The following is a 12104-nucleotide window of genomic DNA, read 5'->3' on the forward strand; positions in this document are numbered from 1 at the left end:
GGGGCGGAGGCGTGACCGGAGGCCGACGGGCGGCTCCGGCCGGCCGCACGGCGACGGCCCGCCCACCTGAAGCGGTGGGCGGGCCGGTCGACGCACTGCGCCGTACGGGCCGGGGGCGCCCGGCCCCGGGTCCGCGTGTCCGGGCACATGGACAGCGGTACCCCTGGCGCAGGCCCCGGGAGGGCGCCGACGCGCGGTGCTCCGCCGTGCCGCGCGCGGACCCACGTGGGGCACCGTCGTGGCGCGGGCCCCGCGAGGGCGCCCATGCCCGTGCTGCCGCGCGCGGACGCCCGGCGCGGCGGGGGCGAGGACGCCGGGCGCACGGCCCGGTGGTCGGGACACCCCTCCGCCGTCCGGGCGCCCCGGCCCCGGCCGTCAGGCCACCGTACGGATCAGCTTCTTGTTGACGAACTCCTCGATGCCGGCCCGGCCCAGCTCGCGGCCGAAGCCGGAGCGCTTGATCCCGCCGAAGGGCAGCTCCGCGCCCTCCGCGCCGACGCCGTTGACGAACACCATCCCGGCCTCGATGCGGTCGGCGACCCGCGCGGCCTGCTCGGGGTCGGTGGTGAAGACGTAGGAGCCGAGCCCGTAGGGGGTGTCGTTGGCGATGCGGACGGCCTCGTCCTCGTCGGCCGCGGGGAAGACCAGGGCGACGGGGCCGAAGAGCTCCTCGCGGGCCGCCGGGTGGTCCGGGGCGATCCCGGTGAGGACCCCGGCCGGGAAGAAGGAGCCGTGCCGCTCGCCCCTGCTGTGCAGGGTGGCGCCCTGGGCCACCGCCTCGTCCACCTGCTCGGCGAGCCGCTCGGCGGCGGCGGGGGAGGAGAGCGGGGCACCGGTGGCGTCCGCGAGCAGCCGGGCCGTGAACCGCTCCACGAACGCGTCGTACAGCTCCCGCACGACCACGAACCGCTTGGCGGCGTTGCACGCCTGACCGGTGTTGTCGAGGCGGGCCGCGACCGCGGCGTCGACGACCGCGTCCAGGTCGTCGGTGGAGAGCACGAGGAAGGGGTCGGAGCCGCCCAGTTCGAGGACGACCTTCTTCAGGTGCCGCCCGGCGGTCTCGGCCACGGCGGCACCGGCCCGCTCCGAGCCGGTCAGCGAGACGCCCCGCACCCGGGGGTCGGCGATGATCCCGGCGACCTGCTCGTTGGTGGCGTACACGTTGACGTAGGCGCCCTCGGGGAAACCGGCCTCGGAGAACAGCCGCTCCAGGAGCGCGGCGGTGGCCGGGCACTGGGGGGCGTGCTTGAGGACGACGGTGTTGCCGACCGCCAGGTTCGGGGCGGCGAACCTCGCCACCTGGTAGGCCGGGAAGTTCCAGGGCATGATGCCGAGCAGCGCGCCCACGGGCCCGCGCCGGACGACGGCGCCGCCGGGACCGGAGGTCACGTCGAGCGGCTCGTCGGCGAGGAACTCCTCCGCGTGGTCGGCGTAGTAGTGGTAGATGTCCGCGCAGAAGTCGATCTCGCCCTCGGCCTCGGCCAGGGGCTTGCCCATCTCGCGGACGATGCCCGCGGCCAGTTCGTCGCGGCGCTCGGTGTGCAGGTCGCCGAGGCGGCGCAGCAGGGCGGCGCGCTCGGCGACCGTGCCGGTGCGCCCCCACGCGGCGGCGGCCGCGTGGGCGGTGGTCACGGCCGCCTCGACCTCGGCGTCGGTGGCGGTCGGGTGCGTCTCGACGACTTCGCCGGTGGCGGGGTCGGTGACGGCGTACATGGGATCTCCGGGGGTGAGGGGGGAGGTGGCGGGGCGGGGACCGGCTCAGGGCTCCAGGATGGTGCGGAGCCCGGTGTTGGACCGGAGGTCGTCGAAGGCCGCCGCCGCCTCGGAGAGCGGCCGGGTACGGCCGATCAGGTCGTCCAGCGGGAGCCGTCCGCCGAGGTAGAGGCGGGCCAGCCGGGGGATGTCCCGCTCGCCGATGCTGGAGCCGTAGTTGCAGCCGAGGATGCGCTTGCCCTGGTCGGCGAGGTCGAACAGGTTGAAGGACCCGGTCGCCTCGGCGGCCGCCATGCCCACCAGCACGGCGGCGCCGCCGGAGGTCAGCATGCCGGGCAGGGTCTCGACGACCCGGGGGCTGCCGATCGCCTCGAAGGCGTAGTCGACGCCGCCGAGGTGCTCCTGGCACCAGGCCGCCACGTCGGTGCCGGCGCCGTCGAGGGTGTGGGTGGCGCCGAACCGGCGGGCCGCGTCGAGCCGGTCCGCGGACAGGTCGACGGCGACGATCGGATCGGCACCGGCCAGCCGCAGCCCCATGACCACGCTCAGCCCGACCCCGCCGGTGCCGATGACGACCGCCGACTCGCCCGGGCGGACCCCGGCGGTGTTCACCACGGCGCCGACACCGGTGGTGATGGAGCAGCCGAGCAGCGCGCCGATGCCGAACGGCAGCTCGGCCGGGACCTTGACCGCCGCGCTCTCGGGGACGACCAGACGGCGGGTGAAGGCGCCCAGGCCCAGGTAGGGCCAGATCGGCTCGCCGTCCGCGTCGGTGAACGGGGTGGTGCCGTCGGGCAGGGTGTTCTCCACGGCCCGGGTGCCGGTGCACAGCCACGCCTGGCCGGCCACGCACTTGCGGCAGCGCCGGCAGGGGGCGAACCAGGAGAGGACGACGTGGTCGCCGGGGCGGACGGAGGTGACGCCCGCGCCGGTGGCGGTGACCACGCCGGCCGCCTCGTGGCCGAGGACGAGCGGGCGCTCGGTGGGCCAGTCGCCGGTCACGATGTGCAGGTCGGAGTGGCAGACGCCGGCGGCGCGGACGTCGATCTCGACCTCGCCCGGACCGGCGGGCCGGGCGGCCACCTCGCGGCTGCCGAGTCCGGTGCCGGGGTCGAAGACGACGGCGGGGGAGAGTTCGGTCGGCATCAGGACGCCTTCATCTCTTCGGTGGTCGGACGGGCTTCCGCGGCCCGCGGGAGCCGGGTGTGGGGCTTGGCGAGCGCGACGTAGGCGATGCCGAGGACGAAGAGGGCGGAGAAGACCAGGATCACGGCCCAGGTCTGGACCCAGCTCCCGCCGACCGGGGCGAGTTCGGCGCGGGGCCAGGCGATGTTGATCGCCTCGAACAGCAGCCACACCACGGCGGCCACGTTGACGACCAGACCGACGCGGCCGAGCCGCAGCCGTCCGGCCGCGGGGTTCCAGCGGCCGCTGAGCCGGGCGACGAGCGCCACCACGGCGACGGTGAGGAAGATGAAGTAGAAGCCGCCGGAGCCGAAGGCGATCAGGGTCGCCGCGGCGTTGCCGTTCAGCCCCAGCAGCAGCCCCAGCCCGGCCAGGACGGCCGTCGCGATGAGCGAGACGTAGGGGATCTGCCGCGGGCCGATGGTGGCCAGGGTGGCGGAGAACGGGAGCTGCCGGTCGCGGGCGAAGGCGAAGACGGCGCGTCCGATGTACGTCTGGATCGAGATGGCGCAGGCGAAGAACGCGATCAGGACGACGAGGATGAAGGGCTTCTCGCTCCAGCCGCCGAGTCCGTCGGTGACCGCGGAGAAGACGGGGTCGGCGAGGGCGCCGGCCACGGCGTCCCGGGGCTTGTCCAGCGCCATCGTCACGGCCAGGCCGGTCAGCAGCACGGTGAAGGCGACGAACAGGTAGGCGCGCAGCAGGGCCCGGGGGACGCTGCGCCGGGGCTGCTCGGTCTCCTCGGCGACCTGGGTGGTGGCGTCGAAGCCGAGGAAGGCCCAGCCGGCCACGGCGAGACAGGTCAGGAACCCGGCCAGCACCGAGCCGCCGGAGGCGTTCTCGGCCCCGAGGGTCTCGAAGAGGATGCCGAAGCCGTTGTGGCGGGCGAACACCAGCAGGATCAGGCTGACCGCGATGGACGCGACGCCCTCGGCGATGATGCCCGCGTTGAGGAAGTGCTTGACCGGGTTGACGCCCAGGAGGTTGATGCCGAGCGCGACGGCGACGAAGACGACGCCGAGCAGCACATGGGTGGCCGGGGACGGGGCCCCGTCGGCGAAGAGCATGTACAGCCAGCTGGCGCCGAGGTAGGCGACCGTCGTCAGCGAGGCGACGGCCGAGGCAAGGTAGAGCCAGCCCGTCAGCCAGCCGAGCCGGGGGCCGCCCAGCCGGCGCACCCACTGGTAGACGCCGCCGGTCATCGGGAACTGCGAGGACAGCTCGGCGTAGACGGTGGCCACCAGGAGCTGGCCGAGGAAGGCCACGACGACCGCCCAGATCCAGGCGGGACCCGCGAAGACGAAACCGAGCTGGACGACGGCGTAGATGCCGACGACGGGGGAGATGGTGGCGAAGCCGATCGCGAATACGGCCCAGGCGGACAGGGTGCGCTTGAGCTCCTGCTGGTAGCCGTATTCGGCGAGGTCACCGGCGTCGGTGCGGGGGTCGTTCACATGCGTCTCCTGACCACGTCGGGTGCCCGGACTGCTATTGGGCATCCGACCAATTGCCTAATTGGTCGCATACTCAATAACATTCGTCCCATGACGTCAAGGGGTCCAGGCAAACGAGTGCGCAAGGCGCCCGCCGAGCGCCGCAACGAGATCGTCACCACGGCCGCGAGGGTGGGCCTCACGGAGGGGCTGGAATGCGTGACCCTGCGCAGGGTCGCCGATGAGCTGGGGGTCCAGGCGGGGCTGGTCGGCCACTACTTCCCGGCGGCGGACAAGCTCGTGGCCGAGGCCTTCGCCGGCGCCACGATGACGGAGCTGGACACCCTGCTGCCGGAGGCGGGCACGGACGCGCCGCTCGGCACGCTGCGGAACTTCTTCGGGCTGATCTCCAGCGCCGAGTTCGACAACATCAGCCAGCTGTGGCTGAACGCGCGGCACCTGTCCCGCTACCGTCCGGTACTGCGCGAGCACGTGGTGGAGCAGGAGCTGCGGTGGTGCCGGCGGATCGAGGGGGTGGTCGCCGCCGGGGTCGCGGCGGGCGACTTCCGCTGTGTCGACCCGTGGGTCGCGGCCGTGCGGATACTCGTCGCGATCGACGGGACCACCGCGTACATCAACACCAGCGCCGATCACCGCGCGGCGGCGACGGGTGACATGGTCCGCACCTTCGCGGAGGCCGAACTGGGCGTGGCGGAGGGGACGTTGGACACACCCCCGGTGGGGTGAGCGGAGCGGCCGGGCGTCCCTCGCGCGGCCCCGTGCGGCGCCCCCCCACGATGGCCGGCGGGGGCGCGTCGGGGCGGCGGTCAGGCGCCGGGGCCGGTGCCGCCGCAGTGCGGCGTCGGGCACTCCACCAGGACGGTCACCACGGGGTCGGAGGCGCCCCCGTCCCCGTGCGTTCCGACCGGGTCGCCCGGGAACACGCGCAACCGCCGTCGGCAGCGCTCGCAGCGGGGGCGGGGGAGGGCGGGGAACCCGGATCGGCGCCAGTGCGCCGGGAGGACGGTCATGCCGTCGACGATGGCACAGGACCGCCGCCCCGTCCCGGGCCGCGCACCGTCGCCGCGGCCGCCGGAACCGCCGTGCGCACGGGCGGCCGGTCGCCCCGCACCGTGGCCCGGCGCCGCGGGCGGGCCCGGCCCGGGCGGCGGTCTCACGGCGTGGGGCCGCCGTCGGGCCGGGAGGGCGCCGGGGCGCTCAGGACGCGCAGCGTGCTCAGGGCCAGGGACAGGATCGTGCCGGGGTCCCTGGGGTCGAAGTCGTCGGCGAGGCCCGGCAGGCCGCGGGCGCGGAGGCGGGCGAGCCTCTGCCCGTTGCTGCCGCGCAGGGCCCGCAGGAAGTCCTCGGCGCGCTCGGTCTCGGATGACGGTGCCGGGCTGTCCGGCGCGGCGGTGGTCCACACGGTCATGCGCACTCCCTCGTTCGGCCTTCGGGCGTCTCGGGTCGTCACACGTGTCCCCGGGGTCCCGGACCGGGCATCGACGAACGGTCCGGGCCCCGGCGGCGGCCGTCCGGGCGGCGGGCCGTCCGGCGGTCACCGGTTCAGGGGCGGGGTGCCGGGCGAGCGGGCCCGGGGGCGCGGGCCCCGCCGCGCGCCCGGGGGCGTCCGGTGCGGTGCCGGGTGCGGTGCCGGGCCCCTCCGCACAGGAGCCCGGCGGCTCGCGGCCCGCCGGGCGGCCGGGGCCCCGCGTCCCCGGCGGCCGCGGTCCGGCCGTCGCTTCCGGTGCGCACGGGGCGTGCTCCTTTCGGGCCGGCCAAAGCGGGAGCACGGCCCCCGCGGACCGGATAGGAAATTCAATCAGCCGGGGTGCGGTGAAAACAATGGACCAAAGTACATGAGTGGACCGCAATCCTTCCCCGGTCCGGACCGGGGAAGTGATTTACCGTCAGTTCGCCTTCTCCGTAAGGGGATCAAGCGCGGATGCCTTCATCAGTACGGTTCGATGTCCGTCCACCTGTTACCATTGTGTTGCGCAATGAAGAGTAATGAGGTGATAGTATGGCCCGCTACTTCAGTCAGCCGGACATTGACGAGATCGAGATCCTCGGTGTCATGAAGGCGCTCTCGGACGAGATTCGTACGCGGCTCGTTTCCGTTCTCGCGGACGGTGAATACCATGCCTGCCGTCCCGAGGAGTTCGACATCGGCGTCCAGAAGTCCACGCTGTCCCACCACTTCAAGGTCCTGCGCGAGGCCGGGCTCACCATGACCCGCCTGGAGGGGCGCAACCACCAGGTGCGCCTTCGCCGCGAGGATCTCGACCTGCGCTTCCCCGGGCTGCTCGACTCCGTGCTCGCCGCACTTCCGAACGGACCGGTCCGCGCCGCGGGCTGAGTGCCACCACCCCCGTCCCCACCGTCGCCGCACGAGTTCGAGGGAGAACGCATGAAGCTGGGATTCCAGACCAACTACTGGTCCTCCGGGCCGCCGGAGACGGCCGAGGCGCTGATCGCCGAGGCCGAGCGGCTGGGATTCGACTCCGTCTGGACCGCCGAGGCGTACGGCTCGGACGCCCTGACCCCGCTCGCCTGGTGGGGCACGCGCACCCGGCGCGTCAGACTCGGCACGAACATCGTCCAGATGTCGGCCCGCACCCCGACCGCCACCGCGATGGCCGCGCTCACCCTCGACCACCTCTCCGGCGGGCGCTTCGTGCTCGGCCTCGGCGCGTCCGGCCCGCAGGTGGTGGAGGGCTGGTACGGGCAGCCCTACCCGAAGCCGCTGGCCAGGACCCGCGAGTACTTCGACATCGTCCGCCAGGTGATCGCGCGCCGCGCCCCGGTCTCCTTCGACGGAGCGCACTACCGGCTGCCGTATCCGGGCGGCACCGGACTCGGCAAGCCGCTCAAGTCCACCGTGCACCCGCTGCGCCCCGAGGTGCCCCTCTACCTGGCCGCCGAGGGCCCCAAGAACATCGCGCTCGCCGCCGAGATCGCCGACGGCTGGCTGCCCTTCCTCTTCTCCCCGCGCGCCGACGCCTTCCACCGCGAGCAGCTCGAACTCGGCTTCGCCCGCCGCTCCGCCGAGCGCTCCGACCGCTCCGGCTTCGAGATCGCCGCCGGCGCCCCGCTCGTCCTCGACGACGACGTCCAGCGGGCCAGGGACGCGGTGCGGCCCTGGATCGCGCTGTACGTCGGCGGCATGGGGGCCAAGGGCGCCAACTTCCACAACGACGTCGTCGCGCGGCTCGGTTACGAGGCGGAGTGCGCCAAGATCCAGGACCTGTACCTCGCCGGACGGAAGAAGGACGCCATCGCCGCGGTGCCGGACGCCATGGTGGAGGACGTGTCCCTGGTCGGTCCCCGGGAGAAGCTGCGGGACGAACTGGCGCGCTGGCACGAGTCGTTGATCACCACGCTGCTGATCCGCAACGACGACCCCAGGACGCTCGCCACCGTGGCCGAGCTGAAGCCGTGATCCGGCGGGCGCGCCGGGGGCCGCGGTCCCCGGGCTCGCGGTGACCGCGGCGCCGCGGGAGCGGGGACGAGGGGTGGCCGGTGCCGGACCGGCCACCCCTCGTCGTCCTCGCCCCGGCGCCGCCGGGCCGGGTCAGGACAGGTCGGCGATGATCGTCTTGGTCTCCAGGTAGTTCTCCAGCACCGCGTGGCCCATCTCGCGGCCCCAGCCGGACTGCTTGTAGCCGCCGAAGGGGAGCGCCGCGTCGAGCGTGTTCCACGTGTTGACGAAGACCGTGCCCGCCCGCATCGCGTTGGCCGTGCGGAACGCGGTTCCCACGTCCCGCGAGAAGACCCCGGCGGCCAGGCCGTACACGTTGTCCCGCTCGACGGCGACGACGTCGCCCAACTCGTCGAAGGGCAGCACCGTCAGCACCGGCCCGAAGATCTCCTCGGCCACGACCCTCATGTCCGGGGTGACACCGCTGAAGATCGTCGGCTCCAGGAAGTGCCCGGTGTCGCCGATCCGCCGGCCGCCGGTGCGCAGCTCGGCCCCCTCGGCCGTGCCGGACTCGACGTACCCCATCACCCGGTCGAACTGCTCCCGCGAGACCAGCGGACCCATCTGGGTCGCCGGATCGGTGCCCACCCCGACCTTGATCTTCTCCGCCTCGGCCACCAGCCCCTGGACGACGTCCTCCAGCACCGGCCGCTGCACGTAGAGCCGGGACCCGGCCATGCAGGACTCGCCCTGGTTGAAGAAGATCGCGGCGGCCGAACCGGCCACCGCCCGCTCCAGGTCGGCGTCGGCGTAGATGACGTTCGGCGACTTCCCGCCGAGTTCGAGGGTGAGCTTCTTCAGGTTGCCCGCGCCGGCCCGCACGATCTCCTTGCCGACCTCGGTGGACCCGGTGAAGGCGACCTTGTCGACGTCGTGGTGGGCGGCGAGGGCCGCGCCCGCGTCACCGAAGCCGGTCACGATGTTGACGACACCGTCCGGGATGCCCGCCTCCTGGGTCAGCTCGCCCAGGCGCAGCGCGCCGAGCGGGGTCTGCTCGGCCGGCTTGAGGACCACGGTGCAGCCCGCGGCCAGGACCGGCGCCAGCTTCCAGGCCGCCATCATCACCGGGAAGTTCCACGGGATGATCTGGCCGACCACACCGATTGGTTCGCGCTGTGTGAACGAAAGGAAGCGGCCCGGGGCCGCCGCCGAGAACGGGATGGTGTTGCCCTCGATCTTGGTGGCCCAGCCGGACATGTAGTGGAACATGTCGGCGGTCATCGGGATGTCCGCGAACGCCGCGTGGGTCAGCGGCTTCCCGTTGTCGGTCGACTCGATGAGCGCCAGCTCCTCCGCGTGCTCCAGGACGAGGTCCCCGAGGCGGTGGATCAGCCGGCCGCGCTTCGACGGCGACATGGCGCGCCAGCGTGATCCCGGCTCGAAGGCGGCGCGCGCCGCGCGCACCGCCCGGTCCACGTCCCGGGCCCCCGCCCGGGGCACCCGGGCGATCACCCGTTCGGTGGCCGGGTCGACCGAGTCGAAGGTGGCGCCGTCCAGGGCGTCCACCCACGCGCCGCCGATGAGCATGCGGCGCGGCTCGGGACTGATGGCCGGCCCGGTCCGGCCCACGGCCGACTGCTCGGCTGTCGTCATTTCCGTTCCTCATTCCGTCCGTTGTCTACTGGCCGATGATGCGTTGCGATATTCATGCGCGGTGTGCATTCTCATGGAGCCTGTTGCGCAGGGCATTTGGCGGCGCGTACGCTGCCCGGAGAAATTCGGCCCCGAATAAAGTCGGAGGAGAATTCCATGACCACTGAAGTCCCCCCGCCCACCGCCCTGGTCACGGGTGCGGGCCGCGGAATCGGGAGGGCCACCGCCGTACTCCTCGCCGAGCGCGGGCACCGGGTCGTCTGCCTCGACGTCGACGCCGGCGTGCGGGAGACGGCGGAGCGGACCGGAGGCGTCGCGGCCGTGTGCGACGTACGGGACGCCGCCGCGGTCCGGGCCGTCGCCGACGGTCTCGAACGGCTCGACCTGCTGGTGAACAATGCCGGGGTCTGGACGTTCAGCACCCTTTCGGATATCGACGTCGAGCATTACCGCAGGGTCCTCGACACCAATGTGCTGGGAAATCTCGTCTGCACCCAGGCATTCGCTCCGGTCATCGCCCGGAGCGGTGGCGGTGCCATAGTGAACGTCACGTCCTTCCTCGCGCGGACGGCCCGCGCGAACTCCGGCATCTATCCGGCCGCCAAGGCCGCGATCGTCGCCCTCACCGAACAGGCCGCCGCCGAATACGCCGGCTCCGGCATCCGGGTGAACGCCGTCGGTCCCGGCCTGATCCACACCGACGGCGCGGCCGATCTCTACGGGCCCGACGACGCCGAACGGGCGCGGCGCGGCGGCCACCTGCCGCTCGGCCGGCTCGGCGTGGCCGAGGACATCGCCGGGGTGATCGCCTTCCTCGGCTCCGACGAGGCCCGCTACGTCACCGGGCAGACCCTGTACGCGGACGGCGGGATATCCATCGGCACGATGGGCTTCCTGCACCGCGCCTGGACACCCTGACCCCGGCACCGGCAGGTCCCGGGGGAGGGCCCGGCGGTGCCCCGCCACCGGGCCCGGCCTCCCCGGAGCCGTCCGCCGCGTGCCCGGTGGCCCCTCGGCGGCCGTCACGCACGCCCGACGCGCCGCCGGAGCGCGCTCCGCCCGGCTCCGCCCCGGGGACGCCCCGCCGCCCCGTGGGCACCGGCACCGGGCCCCGCTCCCGGGCTCATGCGTCAGACACCCCCCGGACGGGGGAGGTCGCCGAAGAACACGCCGTGGAAGTCGTTCGGGATGTGGTGCGGCACCCGGGCCCGCCCCAGCTCCTGGAACGAAGCGGCGTCCAGGACGAGCAGGAACGACGTGCCGGTGCGGGCGTCCAGGACCCCGGAGAGCACGACGCCGTCGTCCTCCGCGGTGGCGCCGGGGCGGCCCACGAACACGGCCTCGCTGGGGAAGCTGCCCTTCTCGTACCAGGCGGTGTGGGTGCCCGCCACGACGTCGAGCTTCAGCAGCCGGTTCATCGCCCGCAGACTGCGCGGGGAGTGGCCGAGCCCGTAGGCGTAGCGGTACGGCTTCCCGTTGTGCGCACGGTAGTTGATGCGCGGCATCTCCACACCGGCGTCGGTCAGGTCCACGACCCGCGCCGAGTCGGAGGAACCGCCCAGGGGCAGGACGAAGCGGCGGGCCGCGTAGCCGTAGGCCTGGAGGTCGAACTGGTCCTCCGAGGGCGCCAGCCCCAGCACGCTCTCGTACGGGGTCTCGGTGACCGCGATGTCGATGAGCAGGTCGCCGCCCACCTCGGCGGCGTTGATGTGGTGGAACGCGAAGAACGCCGGGCCCTCGAAGGTCCGGGTCACCCGGCCCTCGCGCTTGTCGACGACCAGGAAGCGGGTGCCCCGCTCCGGCTGCCAGCTGAAGCACTGCACGAAGGTGTTGCCCGGCTCCAGGAACCGCTCGCGGTCGATGACCACGGGGATCTCCACCAGCACCACGTGGTTCTCGGTGGCGGCGAAGCTGTGCATGTAACGCGGGTCCTCGCCGGTCTCGATGGTGGCGAGGCGGGTCTGGCGCAGGGTGTCCTCGGGCGTGTAGTGGACGTGGTAGACCGTCCGGTCCCGCATCTCCGTCGTGTAGTTGAGCAGCGCGCGACGCTCGAAGTCGTAGTGCGGGTGCGGCGTGGACAGCTCCCCGGGGATCCGCCCCTCGAAGGCCAGCTCGCCCACGGTGTCCAGGGTGCGCGGGTCGAACTCCATGTTCAGCGGCTGCTCGTTGAAGGCGAAGAACCGGTTCGCGAGCCGGGTCAGGTTCACGTTGGTGTTGTCGGAGATGTTCGGCGAGTACGCGGCGAAGTGCCGCCCGAACAGCTCCTCGCACGGGTCGACGCCGAACTGCTTGCCGTAGAGCTGCCCCTTGGTGACCGCCAGGTCGTACGCCGTCGTGCGCAGGTACTTGTTGGCGTAGGAGACCTGGCCCTCGCCGAAGGAGTAGGAGTGCAGCATGCCGATGCCGTTGAACCAGTGGGTGAGGCGGTAGTCGCCCACCTCGAACTTGGCGGGTCCGTTGCGGATCAGGGTGCCGCTGAGCCACTCGGGCAGCGTGCCCTCCACCGGCAGCCGGTCGATCCGCACCTCCTTGTCCAGGGTGGTGTACCCGGGGAAGTCGGGCAGCGGCTGCGGCTTCGGTGGGAACGGCGGCAGGGGCTGGGGCGTCTGGGGCATGGTCGGGGTTCCTCTCGCGATGGTGCGGCGGGGGCGGGGGCGGGGGTGCCGGACACGGGCGCCGTGGCGCCGCGGACCGCCGGACAC

The 12104-nt window shown here is 73.2% G+C and carries 11 protein-coding genes; 4 read left to right on the plus strand and 7 right to left on the minus strand.

Annotated features, from left to right (window positions below):
* Positions 1-375: 375 nt before the first annotated feature.
* From ACZ7LB_RS09930 to ACZ7LB_RS09940, 3 genes are read right to left on the minus strand one after another with little or no spacing between them, the layout of a single operon-like run.
* On the minus strand, positions 376-1713 hold the full coding sequence (locus tag ACZ7LB_RS09930) for an NAD-dependent succinate-semialdehyde dehydrogenase (RefSeq protein WP_471466748.1): 1338 nt from the start codon (positions 1711-1713) through the stop codon (positions 376-378).
* Between the two features lie 45 nt (positions 1714-1758).
* Positions 1759-2859 carry an alcohol dehydrogenase catalytic domain-containing protein gene (locus ACZ7LB_RS09935; RefSeq protein ID WP_471466749.1) on the minus strand — a complete coding sequence of 367 codons (1101 nt, stop codon included), beginning with the start codon at positions 2857-2859 and terminating at the stop codon, positions 1759-1761.
* Positions 2859-4352 (minus strand): APC family permease, encoded by a 1494-nt coding sequence (locus ACZ7LB_RS09940; RefSeq protein WP_471466751.1) that lies wholly within the window; start codon positions 4350-4352, stop codon positions 2859-2861. Before ACZ7LB_RS09940 ends, ACZ7LB_RS09935 begins: the two co-directional genes overlap by 1 nt.
* 90 nt (positions 4353-4442) lie before the next feature.
* On the opposite strand from ACZ7LB_RS09940, the gene ACZ7LB_RS09945 reads away from it, so the two are divergent.
* A complete protein-coding gene (locus ACZ7LB_RS09945; RefSeq protein WP_471466753.1) occupies positions 4443-5078 on the plus strand; it encodes a TetR/AcrR family transcriptional regulator in 636 nt (211 codons plus the stop codon).
* 80 nt (positions 5079-5158) lie between these two features.
* Here the strand turns inward: ACZ7LB_RS09945 and ACZ7LB_RS09950 are convergent, their stop codons facing one another.
* Complete coding sequence (locus ACZ7LB_RS09950; RefSeq protein ID WP_471466754.1) at positions 5159-5362, minus strand: hypothetical protein; 204 nt, start codon at positions 5360-5362, stop codon at positions 5159-5161.
* Positions 5363-5505: 143 nt separating this feature from the next.
* Positions 5506-5760 (minus strand): hypothetical protein, encoded by a 255-nt coding sequence (locus ACZ7LB_RS09955; protein WP_471466755.1) that lies wholly within the window; start codon positions 5758-5760, stop codon positions 5506-5508.
* A 591-nt stretch (positions 5761-6351) separates the two neighbouring features.
* Here ACZ7LB_RS09955 and ACZ7LB_RS09960 point away from each other — a divergent pair.
* Both ACZ7LB_RS09960 and ACZ7LB_RS09965 read left to right on the plus strand, forming a co-directional pair.
* Entirely contained in the window at positions 6352-6687 is a 336-nt protein-coding gene (locus ACZ7LB_RS09960; RefSeq protein WP_471466757.1) for an ArsR/SmtB family transcription factor, read from the plus strand.
* A gap of 51 nt (positions 6688-6738) precedes the next feature.
* Positions 6739-7770 carry an LLM class F420-dependent oxidoreductase gene (locus ACZ7LB_RS09965; RefSeq protein ID WP_471466758.1) on the plus strand — a complete coding sequence of 344 codons (1032 nt, stop codon included), beginning with the start codon at positions 6739-6741 and terminating at the stop codon, positions 7768-7770.
* A 132-nt stretch (positions 7771-7902) separates the two neighbouring features.
* Here ACZ7LB_RS09965 and ACZ7LB_RS09970 read toward each other — a convergent pair whose 3' ends face one another.
* Positions 7903-9402, minus strand: a complete 1500-nt coding sequence (locus ACZ7LB_RS09970) for an aldehyde dehydrogenase family protein (protein WP_471466760.1) — start codon at positions 9400-9402, stop codon at positions 7903-7905.
* A gap of 156 nt (positions 9403-9558) precedes the next feature.
* On the opposite strand from ACZ7LB_RS09970, the gene ACZ7LB_RS09975 reads away from it, so the two are divergent.
* A complete protein-coding gene (locus tag ACZ7LB_RS09975; protein WP_471466762.1) occupies positions 9559-10320 on the plus strand; it encodes an SDR family NAD(P)-dependent oxidoreductase in 762 nt (253 codons plus the stop codon).
* 212 nt (positions 10321-10532) lie between these two features.
* Here ACZ7LB_RS09975 and ACZ7LB_RS09980 read toward each other — a convergent pair whose 3' ends face one another.
* On the minus strand, positions 10533-12017 hold the full coding sequence (locus ACZ7LB_RS09980) for a carotenoid oxygenase family protein (RefSeq protein WP_471466764.1): 1485 nt from the start codon (positions 12015-12017) through the stop codon (positions 10533-10535).
* Positions 12018-12104 lie beyond the last annotated feature (87 nt).

It is taken from the genome of Streptomyces sp. NPDC107521 (genome assembly GCF_055598485.1).

Bases quoted from the DNA above. Each gene is read 5' to 3' on its own strand.
- ACZ7LB_RS09930 (WP_471466748.1), bottom strand. From the start codon at position 1,713: ATGTACGCCGTCACCGACCCCGCCACCGGCGAAGTCGTCGAGACGCAC.
- ACZ7LB_RS09935 (WP_471466749.1), bottom strand. From the start codon at position 2,859: ATGCCGACCGAACTCTCCCCCGCCGTCGTCTTCGACCCCGGCACCGGA.
- ACZ7LB_RS09945 (WP_471466753.1), top strand. From the start codon at position 4,443: ATGACGTCAAGGGGTCCAGGCAAACGAGTGCGCAAGGCGCCCGCCGAG.
- ACZ7LB_RS09950 (WP_471466754.1), bottom strand. From the start codon at position 5,362: ATGACCGTCCTCCCGGCGCACTGGCGCCGATCCGGGTTCCCCGCCCTC.
- ACZ7LB_RS09955 (WP_471466755.1), bottom strand. From the start codon at position 5,760: ATGACCGTGTGGACCACCGCCGCGCCGGACAGCCCGGCACCGTCATCC.
- ACZ7LB_RS09960 (WP_471466757.1), top strand. From the start codon at position 6,352: ATGGCCCGCTACTTCAGTCAGCCGGACATTGACGAGATCGAGATCCTC.
- ACZ7LB_RS09965 (WP_471466758.1), top strand. From the start codon at position 6,739: ATGAAGCTGGGATTCCAGACCAACTACTGGTCCTCCGGGCCGCCGGAG.
- ACZ7LB_RS09970 (WP_471466760.1), bottom strand. From the start codon at position 9,402: ATGACGACAGCCGAGCAGTCGGCCGTGGGCCGGACCGGGCCGGCCATC.
- ACZ7LB_RS09975 (WP_471466762.1), top strand. From the start codon at position 9,559: ATGACCACTGAAGTCCCCCCGCCCACCGCCCTGGTCACGGGTGCGGGC.
- ACZ7LB_RS09980 (WP_471466764.1), bottom strand. From the start codon at position 12,017: ATGCCCCAGACGCCCCAGCCCCTGCCGCCGTTCCCACCGAAGCCGCAG.